21 protein-coding genes are annotated in these 17,842 nt (G+C 55.9%); 9 read left to right on the top strand and 12 right to left on the bottom strand.

Annotated features, from left to right (window positions below):
- Nucleotides 1-404: 404 nt before the first annotated feature.
- Complete coding sequence (locus I9187_RS14795; RefSeq protein WP_171093500.1) at nt 405-695, bottom strand: hypothetical protein; 291 nt, start codon at nt 693-695, stop codon at nt 405-407.
- Between the two features lie 221 nt (nt 696-916).
- Here I9187_RS14795 and I9187_RS14800 point away from each other — a divergent pair, with 221 nt between their 5' ends.
- Nucleotides 917-1,345 (top strand): excinuclease ABC subunit B, encoded by a 429-nt coding sequence (locus tag I9187_RS14800; RefSeq protein ID WP_171620930.1) that lies wholly within the window; start codon nt 917-919, stop codon nt 1,343-1,345.
- A gap of 18 nt (nt 1,346-1,363) precedes the next feature.
- Here the strand turns inward: I9187_RS14800 and I9187_RS14805 are convergent, their stop codons facing one another.
- A complete protein-coding gene (locus I9187_RS14805; RefSeq protein ID WP_171179312.1) occupies nt 1,364-1,786 on the bottom strand; it encodes an excalibur calcium-binding domain-containing protein in 423 nt (140 codons plus the stop codon).
- Nucleotides 1,787-1,905: 119 nt separating this feature from the next.
- On the opposite strand from I9187_RS14805, the gene I9187_RS14810 reads away from it, so the two are divergent.
- Nucleotides 1,906-2,382: a pyridoxamine 5'-phosphate oxidase family protein gene (locus tag I9187_RS14810; protein ID WP_171179310.1), complete on the top strand. Its 477-nt coding sequence runs from the start codon at nt 1,906-1,908 to the stop codon at nt 2,380-2,382.
- 3 nt (nt 2,383-2,385) lie between these two features.
- Here the strand turns inward: I9187_RS14810 and I9187_RS14815 are convergent, their stop codons facing one another.
- The 5 genes from I9187_RS14815 to I9187_RS14835 all read right to left on the bottom strand — a co-directional run bounded on the left by I9187_RS14815 (nt 2,386) and on the right by I9187_RS14835 (nt 7,779).
- Complete coding sequence (locus tag I9187_RS14815) at nt 2,386-2,793, bottom strand: universal stress protein (protein ID WP_171179308.1); 408 nt, start codon at nt 2,791-2,793, stop codon at nt 2,386-2,388.
- A 73-nt stretch (nt 2,794-2,866) separates the two neighbouring features.
- Nucleotides 2,867-3,184, bottom strand: coding sequence for an antibiotic biosynthesis monooxygenase family protein (locus tag I9187_RS14820; protein WP_171179307.1), 318 nt, complete (start codon nt 3,182-3,184; stop codon nt 2,867-2,869).
- Nucleotides 3,185-3,327: 143 nt separating this feature from the next.
- Nucleotides 3,328-5,616, bottom strand: coding sequence for a glycosyl hydrolase family 28-related protein (locus tag I9187_RS14825; protein WP_209940230.1), 2,289 nt, complete (start codon nt 5,614-5,616; stop codon nt 3,328-3,330).
- Between the two features lie 138 nt (nt 5,617-5,754).
- Entirely contained in the window at nt 5,755-6,156 is a 402-nt protein-coding gene (locus I9187_RS14830) for a DUF4864 domain-containing protein (RefSeq protein ID WP_171179302.1), read from the bottom strand.
- 48 nt (nt 6,157-6,204) lie between these two features.
- Nucleotides 6,205-7,779, bottom strand: coding sequence for a lysine--tRNA ligase (locus tag I9187_RS14835; RefSeq protein WP_171179450.1), 1,575 nt, complete (start codon nt 7,777-7,779; stop codon nt 6,205-6,207).
- A 380-nt stretch (nt 7,780-8,159) separates the two neighbouring features.
- Here I9187_RS14835 and I9187_RS14840 point away from each other — a divergent pair, with 380 nt between their 5' ends.
- The 3 genes from I9187_RS14840 (at nt 8,160) to I9187_RS14850 (ending at nt 9,792) form a co-directional block, all read left to right on the top strand.
- The gene (locus I9187_RS14840) at nt 8,160-8,897 is read left to right on the top strand and encodes a class I SAM-dependent methyltransferase (RefSeq protein ID WP_209940231.1); all 738 of its coding nucleotides are present in this window, start codon (nt 8,160-8,162) and stop codon (nt 8,895-8,897) included.
- Nucleotides 8,894-9,268 carry an EamA family transporter gene (locus I9187_RS14845; RefSeq protein ID WP_171093518.1) on the top strand — a complete coding sequence of 125 codons (375 nt, stop codon included), beginning with the start codon at nt 8,894-8,896 and terminating at the stop codon, nt 9,266-9,268. The genes I9187_RS14840 and I9187_RS14845 overlap by 4 nt, the downstream gene beginning before the upstream one ends.
- Nucleotides 9,269-9,369: 101 nt before the next feature.
- Nucleotides 9,370-9,792: a tellurite resistance TerB family protein gene (locus I9187_RS14850; protein WP_171093520.1), complete on the top strand. Its 423-nt coding sequence runs from the start codon at nt 9,370-9,372 to the stop codon at nt 9,790-9,792.
- A gap of 26 nt (nt 9,793-9,818) precedes the next feature.
- Here I9187_RS14850 and dacB read toward each other — a convergent pair whose 3' ends face one another.
- From dacB to I9187_RS14865, 3 genes are all read right to left on the bottom strand, one after another.
- Complete coding sequence (dacB, locus tag I9187_RS14855) at nt 9,819-11,297, bottom strand: D-alanyl-D-alanine carboxypeptidase/D-alanyl-D-alanine-endopeptidase (RefSeq protein ID WP_171179298.1); 1,479 nt, start codon at nt 11,295-11,297, stop codon at nt 9,819-9,821.
- 66 nt (nt 11,298-11,363) lie between these two features.
- Nucleotides 11,364-11,984: a nicotinate-nucleotide adenylyltransferase gene (locus tag I9187_RS14860; protein ID WP_171179448.1), complete on the bottom strand. Its 621-nt coding sequence runs from the start codon at nt 11,982-11,984 to the stop codon at nt 11,364-11,366.
- 32 nt (nt 11,985-12,016) lie between these two features.
- Nucleotides 12,017-12,487, bottom strand: coding sequence for an MOSC domain-containing protein (locus I9187_RS14865; RefSeq protein WP_171179296.1), 471 nt, complete (start codon nt 12,485-12,487; stop codon nt 12,017-12,019).
- A 138-nt stretch (nt 12,488-12,625) separates the two neighbouring features.
- Here I9187_RS14865 and ettA point away from each other — a divergent pair, with 138 nt between their 5' ends.
- Nucleotides 12,626-14,293, top strand: coding sequence for an energy-dependent translational throttle protein EttA (gene ettA / locus I9187_RS14870; protein ID WP_010442471.1), 1,668 nt, complete (start codon nt 12,626-12,628; stop codon nt 14,291-14,293).
- A gap of 53 nt (nt 14,294-14,346) precedes the next feature.
- On the top strand, nt 14,347-14,835 hold the full coding sequence (locus I9187_RS14875; RefSeq protein WP_171179294.1) for a hypothetical protein: 489 nt from the start codon (nt 14,347-14,349) through the stop codon (nt 14,833-14,835).
- Nucleotides 14,836-15,418: 583 nt separating this feature from the next.
- Here I9187_RS14875 and I9187_RS14880 read toward each other — a convergent pair.
- Nucleotides 15,419-15,808 (bottom strand): hypothetical protein, encoded by a 390-nt coding sequence (locus I9187_RS14880; RefSeq protein WP_209940232.1) that lies wholly within the window; start codon nt 15,806-15,808, stop codon nt 15,419-15,421.
- 462 nt (nt 15,809-16,270) lie between these two features.
- On the opposite strand from I9187_RS14880, the gene I9187_RS14885 reads away from it, so the two are divergent.
- Nucleotides 16,271-16,477 (top strand): cold-shock protein, encoded by a 207-nt coding sequence (locus I9187_RS14885; protein ID WP_050604132.1) that lies wholly within the window; start codon nt 16,271-16,273, stop codon nt 16,475-16,477.
- Nucleotides 16,478-16,640: 163 nt separating this feature from the next.
- A complete protein-coding gene (locus I9187_RS14890; protein ID WP_171179290.1) occupies nt 16,641-17,195 on the top strand; it encodes a L,D-transpeptidase in 555 nt (184 codons plus the stop codon).
- A 6-nt stretch (nt 17,196-17,201) separates the two neighbouring features.
- Here the strand turns inward: I9187_RS14890 and I9187_RS14895 are convergent, their stop codons facing one another.
- The gene (locus I9187_RS14895) at nt 17,202-17,825 is read right to left on the bottom strand and encodes an arylesterase (protein WP_171179446.1); all 624 of its coding nucleotides are present in this window, start codon (nt 17,823-17,825) and stop codon (nt 17,202-17,204) included.
- Nucleotides 17,826-17,842: the final 17 nt, after the last annotated feature.

A 17,842-nucleotide genomic window follows, 5' to 3' on the forward strand; every position in this document is an offset into this window, starting at 1 on the left:
TCTGCAATCGCGCTCGCCGCACTCGTTATCTTTTGGCTATGAGTCCTGAGCCTAGTTTCTGAGAGTTCCGATAGAGTCAGCGCTATGATAACCAAAACGAGCATCAGAGCTGCTAGTCCAATTGGCCCGTAAGTAAGAAATCTCTCTAATGCCGAAATCTGATCAACTGGCACGATAATCTCCTTTAAAAAAAGAAAAAGTTTATCACAGACTGAATTTATTTCCAAATTGTGGAGCAAGCTTAAACTTAGGACTCAATAAATTCCACCAATTACGTATATGGGAGCACCAAGGGTAGGGTAGGTTTCCAAACCATTGCTCCGAAGCGACCCAAACGCATGATGTGTTAAAACCCCATTCTGCACTACACAAAAAAATGGGCGGGTAACTCCCCGCCCTAACCTTTACCCCTTATCCCAATGGGCAATCACATCGTATCCGACCGGTGAGGGCGGGCCTTCCATGAATTCGGCGAAATGGCCCCACAGCTCGGCCACTTTGGGCGCGTTTGCGTTCGAGGTCTCTTCGCTTTCCACCACTGAGATCACATAGCCCGATCCGTCCTCGTTCATCACGTTGGTAAAGCAATGCATGCCGGGCATGCCCATGATCTCGGATTTCAATTCGTTCATTTTTGCCGTGGCGGCCTCGCGCGTGCCAGGCTTCATTTTGAATTGGGTAATACGTGCAAACATTACTTTCCTCCCTCACGTGACAGAACTGTCATGCGGCGCACCCAGAACGGCCACGCCGCGCGCATCCTAGCACAGGGGACTGGAATCTCAGATTGATACGTGGGATTTTCGGCCATTTTCAACCAAGCGCCTCACTGCGCGCAAGCATCTGACACTTCAGGGTTGCAACCTAGAGCCCCGCGGAACTTGCCTTGCCCTGTTCGGCGGCTATGTCCCCTCTCATGCGTGCAATCCTGACCTCTCTGATCTTTGCCACCCCAGCCTTGGCATGGGAGGCGACGGTGGGCGATATCTGCACGCTTTCGCATGACACAGGTGCCGCGACGATTTTCCTGACCTATGACCCGTCTGCGCCGCTCTACACGCTGACGGTCACTCGGAAAGATCAGGTCTGGGCCCAATCCCCGTGGTTTGCCATGCGGTTCGAAGGACGAAACCCCATCGAAATCGCCACCCCACGCCATGTCTTGTCCGACGGAGGGTCCGCGTTGACGGTGACAGATACCGGCTTTGGCAATGTGCTGGATGGGCTGGAGTACAATCAGGTCGCCTATGCGTTCACGCAAGACGGGATCGCAGAGTTTCCCCTGAACGATGCAGCGCCGCAGGTACGTATCTTTCGCACCTGTGCAGGCGCACAATTGTCCTGAATGCGTTGAGTAAATCCACTAAGGACGCACAAACTTGGCATTGCCGACCGCACGTTGTTGCGGCTCTGGGCGGCTTTCTGATTGCGCGGCCTGAGGTGCAGGCGTCTCGGTAAACCCACAGGCAACGCCGTCTCCGTCCGGGTCATTGCGCGTGTGGTACCCCGGCTGGCCTTCACGGAACGGCCCGATTCCCATGGCCTGCGTCGCGTCGCACCCCGCCAGCGCGATCAGGTGTATCACGGCCTCGTCCCTATTATACTCGGACACCCGTATGAAAACGCCCACCGCGATCAGTACAGTCGTAAGGGGCAGCAATAGTACCATAACCAGAATGCGCACCGGGGACAGTGCCTGTCGGCGCGCGGCCTCGGCCCGCTGGTGCCGACGGGTTGATCTTGGGTTGAGGTCAGGCGCGCCCTGCGTGGGTTTCTTGAACAGCATGACTGGGTCTTACGATGGATATGTGGCAAAGCCGAGGCAATCGGATCGAAAGGTTGGCGGGCCGCCGACTTACGCTCTAGTGTCACTGCGAAACCCTGACTGTGAGGTCTAGCCAAACCGTGACCAGTCCCTACCAAACCCCAGACGAAACGGTCCGCGCGCAGGCCAGAGAGCTTTTGGAGCAGGCGCGGTTTGCTGCGTTGGCGGTTTTGCACCCTCAGACGGGTTTGCCAACACTGTCCCGTATCGCGCTGGCTACGGATACGGATGGCCGCCCAGTCACGCTGATCTCGTCACTGGCCGAACATACTCAAGCCCTGAATGCCAATCCAAACTGCGCCCTTCTGGTCGGAGAGCCCGAAGAAAAGGGTGACCCGCTGACACACCCCCGCCTGACACTTCACGCGGTGGCGCTTTGGGTACACCGGGACATGCCAGAGTATGCTCCGCTGCGTGAGCGGTATCTAAGCCTGCGGCCCAAGGCAAAGCTGTATATCGATTTCGCCGATTTCAGTTTTGTCAGGTTCACCATCAAGGATGGTTTGCTGAACGGCGGTTTTGGCAAAGCCTATCGCCTAACAACGGTCGATTTCTGATGGTCAACGAACCACGTGGACAGCGCAACTTGCATGTCGCACGACGTGGGAAGCCGTCGAGCCCAGCAAAAGATCCTGCATCCCCGGACGGTGCGACGCCATGATGATCAGGTCGGGTTTATTGGCTTCGGCCCAGTCCAGAATGGTCCGACCAGAATGCCCTTCGATCACCAATCCGCGTGCATTCGGAACCTGCGACGCCAATTCATCCAGCTCTGCCTGAATCGCCTTTCGCGCTTCGGTCAGGTATTCGGGTGGCATGTAGGAAATCGCATAGTTCGGAATATGCTCAACCACATGCAACAACGTCACCTGGGCGTCTGGCGTGGCCAACAGCTGAGCCAGTTTCAAAGGCCCGGATGTGTCTCTTTCAGCGTCGAATGAGATCGGGACAAGAATGTTGTGATACATAGCGTGAGCCTCCGTTTTGCAGGCTCACTTTGAAACATATTGTTGTTGCAGGCTTTGATTCAGGTCAGGAATCTCAGAATGTCTCGGCCACGTCATACATGACCGGCTCAAAGCTTTTGCACAATTCGTTGATCTTGCGATTGCGGTCGCGCATCTCCGGCGTCCTCAACATGGCAAGGAAATCGTCACGACGCTCCCATTGCGAGTAATTGGCGATACGGGTTTGAGCATCGTTCACATGCAACCCTGCAGACACAAAGCCCGGCTGTTTTGAGATGAAATCGGCATAGGCTTCAGTGAGGGCTTCCAACAGATCCTGACAGGTGCCTGGCGTCATTTCAAAGGTTGTGATTACGGTTTGAACACTGGCGTTTTTGGCGATTTTCGGCATTGGGATTCTCCGTTTGTTTTCCTCAGACTAGCACACCCAACAAAAAGGTCGCCTATTTCCTGCCAGCGCAGTAAAGCAACGCCAGTTGTGCCTGGCATAGCACTAAGAATTGACCGCCCTATTCAGGGCGGCCACTGATGTCTTTATTTGTCCATCCGAATCAAAGCAGTGACTTCGCCCTTAACTTGCTCAGGCCATTTAAGGGTCAAATTAACACCAAGAGACCCCTGCTCGGGTAAAACGTGAGGTGCCGCAAAAACCTGGTTATTGAAAACCCCTGTAAGCCCACCGAGCACTGTAACACTATCGCAACTGCGCGCTTTGCCGTTGAACGGCAGTTCGCCATTTGACAAAACCGGCCAAAAACTTGCGGCCGAGTTTTGCTGACGCCGGACTCTCAGAGGATGCGCGGTCTTTTTTGTGACACCGTGATAGGTGTTGTTCTGGAACGTCACATTCGCGTGCTTGTTGTTGTTCAAATCCGCTAAAGACGTGTCGATCCTTTCCGCCCGATCTATTGAACCGCTTGTGGCCCTAAACTTGTTTCCAGTCACAGCCAAACCATTCAGGAAATGCCCGGCCCCATAGGGACGCACAATGAAAAAACTGAACCAGGACGGCGCTTGACTTGAATAAAAGATATTATCGGTGATGCTCATTGCGCTGAACGAGAATCCGCTGGTGAAAGCGGGTGAGGCATCCCGTTCGTTGGTCCATTCGATGAAACAATTGTCGACATAGTTTTCGGCAATAGTGGAACTGTTATACGTGCCGATCATGATCAACCCAGCCGTGCGAACGCCCTGCGGTATGCCATCGCCCTGGAAAAAATGGTTGCCCAAAACCATGTTGTTGTCGCCGCCCAGAACGGCAAAGTGCTTGAAACGCACTGCCTGGTTGTGACGCAGTTTTACGTCATTTGAATTGGTGTTCAGCCCAATCGAAGAACGATCCGTCACATCGAAGGATTCTTCCGCTGACAGGAACTGACAATTGTCGATCAACATCCCCTTGCACCCTGTCGCAATCGAGGTGATCCCCCGGTCTTTGGGGCGACTGACAAAACAATCCTTCAACTGAAATGTGCTGCCCGACGCCGCAAGACGGATGGCGCTGCACCTGCTGTTGCACTGGAATTCAATCTGCTCCATGCCGAACTTGCGCAACGTGTTAAATCCGCTGAAGTCCAGTAGGTATTTGAACGCGTGGAACGTGAAGGTTTGCGTACCCGACGCATCATAGATTGGTGCGTTCAGGATGATCTCACCAGCACCAACGTTTTTTGACCGCACGTAGATTTCGCGGCCAACACCACTGCCCTGCACCAAAGAGCCCACAGGAATATTCGCAACATTGGCGACATTGGTCAGTCGTGTTTTGTCCTTAGGATCATAGGTTGCCACCGATGTGAATGTCTCGGTATCCCAAGCGCTACTGCTTTTGACATCGAACTGACCGTTGCGGATCACGCGGCGTGTGGAAAACCCGCCTTGTTTGTTCGGAACCGTTGCAGCCATGTCAATCGGAGCTGTCACCGAAATTTTGCGACCGCCCAGATCCAGTGATTCATGATCGGTGTTATTCAGCAGCGCCTGAAACGCCTTTTTGAAAGCCAATTCTTCATCGCCAAAGGCCGCTATATAGCTTGGCAGATGGAAGTCTTTGGTCAGCAACAGCATCTTGTCATCTGGCATCGTGACTGTGCCTTCAAATTCCATCTCAGAGGCCATGCTGGTGTTTTCCCCAAGATGATAGGTACCTTGCGGCACATAGACTCGACGACCACCAGCTGCCTGATCTGCGGCCTCAAATGCGGTGGAATCGTCGGTTACACCGTCTCCCACAGCGCCGTAATCCCGAACGTCCACCAGGCTGATCATTTCACGAAGGAAAACACTGGTGACGTCGGTGATCTCAAGATCATCAACACGCACCAAAGCACCATTGGCCCCTTCGATGTCCAGACCGAAATGCCCGTAAAGCGCAGCAAGCTCCCAGGGCATATCAACGCCCGGACGCTGGCCGGTGCCCACAATGGCCGTGATCTCATGTACCGAGCCATAGCCCGATAGCTGCGTAGCCGGTCCTTGCTCGACAACGCCCGCAACGTGCGCGTCCCCCGCACCGCCTGCCCATGCTGCGACCCGTACAGACGGTAACGGGCCGCTAATTGCTTTCACTCGGGCTTTGACCTGCAAATAGCAGCCGGGCAATATCGGCGTCTGCCCCATAAAACGCAGCTGCTGCGTGGTGTTCACCTTCAGAATCTCAAGACATCCGCCAAAATCCGCATCTGATGGTACAAATACGCCGGTGCCGGACCCGCCGTAGGTAGGCGAACCGGGCGTCCCGTCCCCCGCAGACCAGACCGTCAGGCCATTCGCAAACTGAGGTGGCATGAACACGATGCCGTCGGTGATTGCCTTGTTCATAGAAAACCCTTTCTCAATCGCGCCGCGCCAATTTGGCGACGCGTCCAAACCTCGTGTTCAGGTCCGTCCCGAACGCGCCAGTTTGAATACCGAAAGGGGATTAATCACGGTTCATCGCACCGTGACGGTGGTGTTGCGTCAGACCGCAGGATCCGAGTTGCTCAAAAGCTGAACCCCGTTGATCTTCCAGCCACTCTCCAACGGAACCATCTGATAGTCCAGAATATGAACCAGCCCGTTTCCGTCGGTGATCATTACCTTCTGCCACAATGACCCGGCAATCTCGCGCAGTTCCAGAAAGCGTACATCAGCAGGCCGCCAAACCATTGGATACCCATTGCGTACCATCGCTCCGAAATTGTCCGGGTTTCCGAAGAGACGCTGGATATTGGGGCTGGCAAAGGTAAAGGCCGTGGCGAAATCATCCGCCTTGAAGGCCTGCATCTGGGCCGCGATATTGGCCTCGATCTCGGCGCTCTGGGCAAACGCACCTGAGGCCAGACCGGCACTCAAGGACAGGGCAAGTAGTAAACGACGCATGGGGCTACCTCCTGACGGAACGGTAGCCCCTTGCGGGATCAGGTCAAATCAGACCAGCTCTCCGGCCAGGGCCTTGTCGATCAGCGCAATCGTTTCCGGCACGCCATAGAGGGCAATGAAGCCACCAAAACGCGGGCCTTGCGAGGCACCCAACAGCACCTCGTAGAGTGCGGTGAACCAGCCACGCATCGGGTCGAACCGCTCGCGGCCGATCGAGTAGACCACCGACTGCAGCGCCTCATCCTCGGTGGGGCCATCATATGCTTCAAGCGCTGCCTTCAGTGCCTCCAGCGCCTCACGTTCCTGATCTGTAGGCGCGCGATGCTTGCGTGTCGGTTTGACGAAATCGTTGAAGTAGCGCACAGCAAATCCTGCGGCCTGATCCAAATCAGGATGGCTTTCCGCCGTCGCTTCTGGCGCATAGCGGCGAATAAAGCCCCACAGCGTCTCTTTGTCTTCCGCGCCAGACACCGATGCAAGATTCAGCAGCATCGCAAAGGGCACGATCAACGTCGATTCAGGAACGTCACCGCCGTGGATGTGCCAAACCGGGTTGTTCAACTGCGCCTTCAGATCCTGCCCCGGATAGGCCCGCAACTGCTGATGATACTCATCGTAAGCTTTCGGGATCACATCAAAATGCATCCGCTTGGCCGTTTTGGGCTTTTGGTACATGAAATACGCCAAGCTCTCGGTTGGCGCATAGGTCAGCCATTCGTCAATCGACACGCCGTTGCCGGACGACTTCGAGATTTTTTGACCGTTTTCATCCAGGAACAGCTCATAGCTGAAATGCTCGGGCGCACGACCACCCAGCGCACGGCAGATCGAGTCATAGATCTTTTCGTTCGTCGCATGCTCTTTGCCGTACATCTCAAAATCGACGCCCAACGCCGCCCAACGCGCGCCAAAGTCCGGCTTCCATTGCAGCTTCACATGGCCCCCAGTGACGGGAACGGTCCATTCCTTGCCGGTCTCATCGTCAAAGGTCACGGTGTATGTTTCTGCACAGACCTTTTTCATCGGTACATACATGACCCGCCCGCTTTCAGGGTGCAGCGGCAGGAAAATCGAATAGGTCTGCTGGCGCTCTTCACGCAAACTCTTGAGCATGATCGCCATGATCTCATCATAGCGTTCAACCGCACGCTTGAGAATTTCGTCAAACTGCCCGGACTCGTAGAACTCTTTGGCCGAGTAGAACTCGTACTCAAACCCAAATGTGTCCAGGAACCGCCGCAGCATCGCGTTGTTATGCGCACCAAAGCTGTCGTATTCGCCAAATGGATCCGGCACCGAGGTCAACGGGCGTTGTAAATGCTGCTCCAGAATCTCCGGGTTCGGCACATTGCTGGGCACCTTCCGCATCCCGTCCAAATCATCCGAGAAACAGATCAGCTTGGTCGGAATGTCAGAAAGCGCTTCGAACGCACGCTTTACCATTGTGGTCCGAGCAACCTCACCGAAGGTACCGATATGCGGCAGACCCGAAGGGCCATAGCCGGTTTCAAACAACACATACCCCTTTTCCGGAGCACTTTTCTGATAGCGTTTGAGCAACCGGCGCGCCTCTTCAAAAGGCCAGGCCTTGGACGACATCGCGGTTTCACGCAGTTCAGACATTTCAATGTGCTCCATAGGGAAAGGTGCTCTGGTTGCCCCATGCAACCGGACCGGCCCCTCCTATTGTGCCAGTGCAGCATGAGTCAATAAAGCAGTCGCCCGTTTCCTGCCATAACTGACCAGAAACCGGTGTTTCCCCATGCTCAAAGAGCTAAAGTCTCTTGCACTGCTCCGAATACTCGAACGCTTTCTTCAATAGGCCCGAGACGCAGGTTTCACAGCTAAGCCTTACTGAAGCCACAATGCTGGGACGATTGTGCTCTCCGAAACAAAAAAGACACGGGCCGCACGCTCTGGCTTGACCTGCATATTTCACGGGCTTCTCAGGCCATGTATGACTAAGGCAAGATCAGGAAGCTTACCGGACCAGAGGACAGAAGATGCGACGCGAAACCACCAATCTGATCCGCTTTGTGCTTGAGGACATCGTACCGCCAATCTTGCGCGACAGCGCCGCGTTTCACTGGCTCGCACGTCGGGTCTGGGGTGAACATATCACCCGGCTAGCGGCATTCCGCGAACGCGCGCCTTTTCTGACAGACGAAGAATACGAAACCCTGTATCGCGACCATCCGCGCGTTCATGACGGAACCGACAATTCCGAAGCCTGCATAGATCGGATTGCCAAAGACATCATCGGCGACAGCATCTGCGATGTCGGTTGCGGCACCGGCGTTCTTTTGCAGCGTATCCGTGCCCAGCGCCCAGACATAACCGCCATGACCGGCGTGGATTTTGTGGTCGACGACGCGGAAGCTCTGGACAACATCAGCTATGTCGCCGCACGGATCGAGGATCTGCCCTTTGAAGACAACAGCTTCGACACCGTTATCTGCACCCATGTGATCGAGCACCTGTTGGATTATCGCCAAGCGATTGCGGAACTGCGGCGGGTCGCGCGCAAGCGCGTCATCATTGTGGTCCCGCGTGAGAGGGAATACCGCTACAGCTTCAATCCGCACTTTAACTTCTTCCCCTACACCCACAGCTTTTTGCGCGCTGTACATCCCAGCCCGAGCGTACATGTCTGCGAAGATATCGGGCGCGACATCTGTTACTGCGAAGACCGCCCTGTGGATCAAAGCAACGAAAAGCCCGTAAAGGATCAGGCGGCATGAGCGCCACCGCGCCAACGGTTCTGATCTGGACGGGCTTGCTGTTGACGCCTGTCATGATCTCCGCCGGTCAGGTGTTGTTCAAGCTTGCAGGCGGGCGGATCGACGGGCGCGACGCCACAGGCTTAGTGGGCGTAGTACACACCCTTTTTGACCCTTTTTTGCTTGTCGCACTTGCGATCTACGGGTCCGCGACGATCCTTTGGATTTACGTCCTCAGACATGTGCCTTTGTCGCAAGCTTATCCGTTCATGGCGCTTAGCTTTGTGCTGGTTCCCCTCGCCTCGTGGCTGTTCTTTGGCGAAACGCTGGGGCTGCGCTATTGGATCGGGGCCGGGCTTTTACTGAGCGGAATGGCGGTGATGAATACCTGACCGGTTTAACCTGCCACACAAACGCGGCAAACAAGATGTTGAACCTGCCCTGCCCCCCTTCTATCCTGCGCCTTTGAAGAACCCCAAGCAGGATGCACCGAATGACCGAGCAAGTTCCCCACCCGATGTCCCCACAGGATTGCCTTGTGGCGATCATGGTTGCGATTTCGGCATCTGACGAAACGATCCGAACCGCTGAACTGGTCAAGATAGAAGTTGCGGTGAACATGCTGCCGGTCTTCGCCGGGTATGACATCGACCGGATGCGCCATGTGTCACAGATCGTTTTTGATCTGTTCGAACAAGAAGACGGCTTGGATGCTCTGTTTGGGCTGATCCGCGACAACCTTCCTGAACGGCTGAACGAAACAGCTTATGCGCTGGCCTGCGATGTTGCCGCCGCAGACGGATCGCTGGCCGAGACCGAGCTGCGTTTGCTGGAAGAAATCCGGTATGAGCTCAGCATCGATCGCTTGCACGCTGCCGCAATCGAACGCGGTGCCCGCGCGCGTCACGCCGTCTGACAACAGGCGTCGTCGGGTTTCACAGCTTAACTGCCATATAGCGAGCCCCACCGTTCAAGCAGTGCGCGTTGCAGCTTTCGCGACCTTCGGTTCCAGCTGCGCGCGCCATCCGGACGTTCACGCTGAGCACGCGGTATTTTCGCGCGTTTCGCCACGTCTGCCGTGAAGATAGCAAAGGCCAGGTCGACCCCGTCTGCTGTTGTCAGGAAACCGCCCAGCCCGGAAACAAAGTTCAGTGTCCCGGTCTTGGCGTCAACCTTAACTGGGTGGTTCTTGACGACTCGACCATTCCGATCGGTCAAGGCAAAAGGTTTCATCAACGGGCGCAATATCCCCGACTTCTGTGCGACCACCAAGGCCGAAACCAGATCTGCGGGTACAATGCGCGAAGCATCACCAAGACCGGAATGATCGACCATGGCGATACCGTTCACACCAAAGCTCTCCAAAGCCCATCGGTTCATCTCGGCCGCCGACTCTGCCAAGTTCCTGGGATAAACACCCCGTGCCTTTGTCGCCGCCAGTCCGACCATCTCAGCCGTCAGATTGGTCGAGTATTTCAGCATCCCACGCAGAATACTCTCCAGCGGATCACTGCGATGCACCACAAGATCCAAGCTCTGCGGGCGCTCTCGTGTCACCTGCACCCGTCCCAGCACGATCCCGTTTGACCGCGCCAGGGTTCGGAACACATCCCCTGCATAAAGCGCGGGTTTACGTACTGGCAACCAGCGGGCTCCGCCATTCCCCAACGCACCTTTGGCCACGGTCCAGCGATCCTGGCGCGCGCTTGGTTGATAGGTATAGATCGGCAGGCTTCGGCTCTCGACGCGCATCGAGGCTACATCCACCGCAGGCACATAGCGCGCGCTGCGCGCGTCCATGCTTACGTCATATCCTTTGCCCGCGCGCTTCCACTCAAAGTGCACCCGGTTGAAATTCAACGAAATCCCGCTGATGGCAGGACTGTACCCCACATGATCGGGCTGTCCAGGGTCGATGCTGAAAACAAATGGCAGTGCCCCGTCGTAGACCTTGAACGCACCACGCACCTCGGTAATCCCAGCCTCTCGCAGGTTGGCCGCCATCGAGGCTAGTGCATCAGTATCCAACAGTGGATCCCCACCGCCCGCCAGGATTAAATCGCCATGCAGGATGCCGTTTTCGATCGGTCCATCCGCCACCAGACGGGTTTCAAATCGGTGATCCGTGCCCAAAACGTCCAGGGCATAAAGCGCGGTCAACGCCTTGCCAACGCTGGCGGGGGGCAAGGCGGCCCCTTCTCCAAACACCTCCAGCTGCGCTCCGGTCGCTACATCCGCAACCGCAAACACAACCTCGCCTTTTAACCCGGCCGCAGCCACCAGGCGTTCGGCCCCGCTTAGCGGCACACCGCGGATCTGCGGCCTGAGAGAAACTAGCGGGGCCTGTGCAAGACCTGCTGCCGGGATTAGAGATGCCCCTAATCCCCCCAGAAACACACGACGTGAAAAACGATCAGCCATAGCTGAATTAAAATCCCACAGAATAAAATCGCACAACCTCTCGCTGAGATTATGCGCCCATAGGGGCTATTCCGGCAACACTTGTGCGCGCCACTCTCCGCGCGTTCGGATTTCGGTCGAGCTGACATCAACCATTGGCACGTTCACGAAACACCAGGCCGGGGCTTGCGCCTGACCCAAAAGATGTCGCGCCTGCCCATCGATGCGATACTTTGCATAGACCCGAGCCGCAGGTGACATCCGCGCCGAAATCCGATCCCCCGGCCGCGCGACGACGCCGACTGGCACGCTATCCATGATCAACCGCCAATCTTTCCAACGATGAAACTGCGCCAGGTTATCCGCCCCCATCAGCCAGACAAACCGAACCTGCGGGTACAGCCGCCGAAGTGCTGCCAGAGTATCCGCTGTCGCCCGCGTGCCCGTCATCGCCTCGATATCCGTCACGTCGACCTTCGGGTGCTGCATCACGGCTTTCGCGGCTTGCAACCGCCGCGCCATCGGGGCTGGTCCATGCTCCTTCAACGGATTGCCCGGCGAGACCAGCCACCACACCCGATCCAGCCCAAACGCCTTCATCGCCTCGCGCGTGACGTGCACATGGCCTTTGTGCGGAGGATCAAAAGACCCGCCGAACAGCCCGATCACCTGCCCGGGTCGCGCATATGGAATATGATAACGCTCCATCCCCTGCTGATGTTCAGAACTCAAGGGGGTTGTCAATCAACAGGTTGCACCGCATCACCCAGCTTGACACGCCCCGGGCGGAGGACTTCGGCACACCAACCCCCATGCCCGCGCACGGCAGAGTAACCGCCCTGGCCCAGAGCCTCTTCCATCCGACTGCACGGCGCGCAGATCACGGTAAAGCGCAGGATGGCCTCGCCCACCTGCACCTCACGCCCCTTGAGGGCCGCCAGATTGATCCCCGACACCACCAGATTACGCCGCAGGATTTCCGGTGCCACGGGCCTTTGCCCCAGATAAGTGCCAATCGCCGCCAGATGTTCGTGCTGGATCAGAGTCACCGCCCGCGTGCCAGCGCGGCCACGGTCGCCGTCGAGCCCGCCAATGGAGATCACGGCCTCATTCACCTTGACCATTTCCACCCGCCGCTCGGGTCGTAGCCCGATCCATTCGACACGTCCCGGCTGCGCCCAACCGGCAATCAGCTTTGCCAATTCAGACAATTTATACCCCTTGTTTGGTCAAGCCTTTTTAGGTGAAGCCGGCACTAAGCGAAATTCACAAAACCACCAGCTTGCCCCGCACGCCGCGCTCAGATATCCAGCGTTCCAACTCAATTTCCCCGACCCAGAGGACGCGACATGGCCGCCTATCAATATGTCTACCACATGCAGGGTGTCTCCAAGACCTATCCCGGTGGCAAGAAGTGCTTTGAAAACATCCACCTGAGCTTTCTGCCCGGTGTGAAAATCGGTGTCGTCGGCGTCAACGGCGCGGGTAAATCGACGCTGATGAAAATCATGGCCGGCCTCGATACCGATTTCACTGGTGAGGCGTGGGCGGCTGAGGGTGCCAAGGTCGGCTATCTGCCGCAGGAACCGCAGTTGGATGAATCGCTGACCGTCCGCGAAAACGTCATGCTGGGCGTGGCCGCGAAAAAGGCCAAGGTCGACCGCTTCAACGAAATCGCCATGGAGATCGCCGAGAATTACTCGGACGAGCTGATGGAGGAGATGACCACCCTGCAGGACGCGATCGACGCGGAAAACCTGTGGGATCTCGACAGCCAGATCGACGTCTCGATGGAGGCACTGCGCTGCCCGCCGGACGATGCCAACATCGCTAACCTCTCGGGTGGTGAGAAACGCCGCGTGGCGCTCTGCAAGCTGCTGCTCGAAGCGCCCGACATGCTGCTGCTCGATGAACCGACCAACCACCTGGACGCCGAGACTATCGCCTGGCTGCAACAGCACCTGATCGACTACAAAGGCACCATCCTGATCGTCACCCACGACCGGTACTTTCTGGATGACATCACCGGCTGGATTCTGGAACTCGACCGCGGCCGCGGCATTCCGTATGAGGGCAACTATTCCGCATGGCTGGAGCAAAAGGCCAAACGGCTGGAGCAGGAAGCGCGCGAGGACAAGTCCAAGCAGAAGACCCTGCAGCGCGAACTGGAATGGATGCGTCAGGGTCAGAAGGCCCGTCAGGCCAAATCCAAGGCCCGGATCAATGCTTATAACGAACTGGCCGAGCAGTCCGAACGCGAAAAGCTGACCCGCGCTCAGATCGTCATCCCCAACGGCCAGCGCCTTGGCGGCAAGGTGATCGAGGTCGAGGGCCTTTCGAAACACATGGGCGACAAGCAACTGATCGAAGGGCTGGACTTCGCCCTGCCCCCCGGCGGCATTGTCGGCGTCATCGGCCCCAACGGCGCGGGTAAATCGACCCTGTTCAAGATGCTCACCGGTCAGGAACAGCCCGACAGCGGCACCATCACGCTGGGCGACACGGTCGAACTGTCTTATGTCGACCAATCGCGCGACGACCTGAAAGACAACGACACCGTGTGGGAAGCGATCACCGGCGGGGCCGAGATCATTCAGCTGGGCGATGCACAGGTCAATTCCCGCGCCTACTGCTCGTCCTTCAACTTCAAAGGCGGCGATCAGCAGAAAAAGGTCTCGCTGCTGTCAGGGGGTGAGCGCAACCGCGTCCACATGGCCCGCTTGTTGAAAGAGGGCGGCAACGTCCTGCTGCTCGACGAACCGACCAACGACCTGGACGTCGAAACCCTGCGCGCACTGGAAGACGCGCTGGTCGATTTCGCCGGCTGCGCCGTCGTTATCTCACACGACCGCTTTTTCCTCGACCGGATCTGCACGCATATTCTGGCCTTCGAAGGCGACGCGCATGTGGAGTGGTTCGAGGGCAACTTCGAGGACTACGAAGAGGACAAAAAGCGCCGTCTGGGACCGGATGCGCTCGAGCCCAAGCGGTTGAAGCATAAGAAGTTTGCAAGATAGACGTTTCTATAGGCGGCAATTTTGCCGCCTTTTTTCCAACCAAAGAAACAGAAATGCAGAAAAAACTTACAGAACTTCGATTTTGGCTGAAACAAGCCCTTTGGTTTGTTCCCTTTGCCTACTTTCTCAACTTTATTTATGCTGTTTACTCCGATCAATCCGGCGGAACTTTTGGAGACACCTTTGGCGCGGCAAACGCCCTCTTCTCAGGAACAGCTTTACTCTTGTTAGTGCTTGCGGTCAGCCTTCAACGAGAAGAGCTCGAACACGTCAAAAAGGAACGAAATGACACTCTAAAACTCCTTGAAGGGCAAGAAGGTATCAATGAAGCGCAAAGAGTTGCTTTAGAAAAGCAATTGTTTGAAAGCTCCTTTTTCTCTCTATTTTCCATGATCAACGAGGAGAAAGCCCGGTTGCTAGAACAAGAGGGCGCAGCCGGAAAAGAAACAGTTCGCTTAGAGCAGTACCGCAGAGCATCCGAGTGTCTCCTCGAAAAAAAGCCATTGAAAGTGAGTTCCATCCCAGTCAGCGGCACCACTTAGATCTAGAAGCAAACAAGATTTTCAACCTCGTTAACTTAATTTCCGCAGCAGTTGCACTAGTCAAAAGCGCAGAAAACAACGAACGCGACACCGAATTTTATACTTCGTTGATTCGAGGCACAGTAGACTACGATACGGCAATTTGCTTCGCTTGGTTTCACGCTTCGATAAATGACAAAAAATCAACCGTGTCATTGGCTTACGAAACTCTTGATATTGAGCAGTCGTTAGCTCCTCTCCACACGAAATGCGTTGACCAAATTTTACGAAAGGAAGAACCGTAATCACATAGTCAGCGAGCGTAGGGTGGGTACTCGCACTCGTCACTCCTCAATTTCCGATAATTCAACCAAATCAAATGACGGGTGAAATCAACCATCTTGGGGTTCTCCGAACGCCCCTTCGTTCACGCCACTGCTCCACTCCGGCCCTACCCAACCCGAACGAATATCTCGATGGTTTGATAAACAGGGTTACGTCGCTGGACGCCATCCAGCCACTTCGAAATGCATCAAGCCCCCTCGAAGCGACCAAACTCCGGCGTCTCAGTCAAAACTCTAATGGATGATAGCAGTTGCAGGCTTTAAGCTGACTGGTTTCTGCGAAATTTGCCCAGACCAAACAGCCCGGCCAACGCGCCAACCAGCAGCAACCAACTGGCGGGAATCGGGACAGCCGCAAGGTTTGCCTGCGCCACGGCACCTTCCGTTACGCCCTGCTCTTGGTTGGGGCGTTCCCGCAATAGCTCCAACTCTTCAAGATGCCGGTCATGTTCAGAGGGTTCGGGTGCTTGGGTCAAACGGAGATTTTCCCATTCCAACTCTTCACGATGTCTTTCGCTATCAAAGCCTGATAAAAGCTCGGATGTAACTTGATCACCATCCGCAGTCGAACGTTCCGACCCTTCTGAAATGGTCAAAGCTTCTGACGCTCCGGCCCAAAACACAACCGCTAATGTGCAAATAACTCTCATATTGGCCCCCACGACACTGTCTTTAAGCATAGCATCCCAGCGTCATTTTTCAAACATCACAATAATTGAATTAAAATGAAGACTTATGAGATCAAAGGATACCGTCCTATCAAGACACCTCTGATCCTGTGCCTAAAAGGGCCGCAAGCAAAGCTGCGATTCTCAATAGTCTCATTATGCGTTTATTCGGAAACCGGGACGACCACCGGTCGTATGAGCCAGGCACGGCAATTCCCACTCTTTGATCAAAGACCCCTTGAATCACTGCAATATGCTCTGGGGCCGCTGTCCAATTCAGGCGATCATCCCTTGCCACACGGCCACCTCAATGCCATATGAAGGGAGCTTACGTTTTTCTATTTCGACCCACTGTCTCCTTTTACGGCGCTCAGTCTATCGATCCAGACAACGACGCCAGGCTGCCGCATCCACGTGGGCAGCACCAAACAGGAGACAACGGATATGCCTGCAGGCACCGTAAAATGGTTCAACACCACCAAAGGCTACGGCTTTATCGCACCCGAAGATGGCGGCAAAGACATCTTCGTTCACATCTCGTCAGTAGAGCGTTCGGGCCTGACCGGTCTGGCCGACAACCAGAAAGTCACGTACGAGCTGCGCGCTGGTCGTGACGGTCGCGAAAGCGCCGACAACATCCAACTGGCCTAAGCCGGTAAAAGGGTAAGGCGCGTCTTTGCCCTTTTCTATCCGGCCGCCTGCGTGGCGGCCGGAACACATCACGACCACGTGATGTTTGCCCCAGAATTGACCAAATATCATATCATACTGAAACTGTTCTTAAGTTTCCTTGGTCATTCGATGAGGGTTTTCCATGTTTACACGCCGTGTTTTTCTGGCCGGAACAGCAGCCAGCCTGTTGCCGGGAATCGCCAGCGCCAAGAAAGCGGTCGAATATGATCCGACGCCGCAATTCGTGCGCATCAAAAAGCAATTCGTGCCTGGGCAGCTTCTGGTCGCCCCCCGGTCGTTCTATCTCTACTACGTGACCGAACCACGCAAAGCGATCCGCTATGGTTGTGGTGTTGGAAAGGCGGGGCTGGAATTTACCGGATCGGCGACCATCGATGTGAAAAAGGAATGGCCCACCTGGCGTCCGACCGATGAAATGATCGAGCGTGACCCGGTTACCTACGCAAAATTCAAAGACAATGACTATGTGCAGCCCGGTGGCGGAGATAACCCTTTGGGCGCGCGGGCGCTGTATCTTTTCCAGAACGGCGTCGACACATATTTCCGCATCCATGGTACAACGCAGCCGCAAACCATTGGTCATGCAGTGTCAAACGGGTGCGTCCGTATGCTGAACGAACATGTCATTGACCTATACAATCGTGTCCCAATCGGAACAGTGGTCACGGTCGTCTGATCAAAGTCAGGGGGCCGCTGCCTGCCCGACAAGTTCCAGAACGGATGGGCCCAGCGCATCCACGATCCGGGCGACCCCGTCGGCATTTGGGTGAATGCCGTCGGCCTGCATGAACTGTGACACTGCACCAGGATCGCCCTCGGCTGTCAGCCCTTCAAAGAAACTGCTGGCAAACAAGACCCCATAGTCTTGCGCCAATTCGGGGTACATCGCGTCAAATGCCTGTTTGTAGTCCGTTCCGTAATTGCCCGGCGCTTGCATTCCGATCAGCAGAACAACAACGCCGCCATCCCGCGCAACCTCCAGAATTTCGCGCAGGTTGGCCCGTGAGACTGCAGGGTCGATTCCGCGCAATAGGTCATTTCCGCCTAAGGCGACGATCATTCCATCCACATCCGGCGTCAGGGTCCATTCCACCCGCGCAGCTCCGCCTGCCGTTGTGTCACCTGAAACGCCGGCGTTGATCATCTGCACATCCGCGCCCTGCGCCCGAAGCCAACGGTCAAGCTGAGGTACAAACCCGTCTTCTTCCACCAGCCCATAGCCTTGCGTCAACGAATCCCCTAAGGCGGCAATCACCACTTGCTCGGCTGTGGCCGTGAAACCGCAGAAGATAAACAGACCTGTCATCAAAGCCTTGCGCAATG

Source organism: Ruegeria sp. HKCCE4148, assembly GCF_017872495.1.
Lineage (GTDB): Bacteria > Pseudomonadota > Alphaproteobacteria > Rhodobacterales > Rhodobacteraceae > Ruegeria.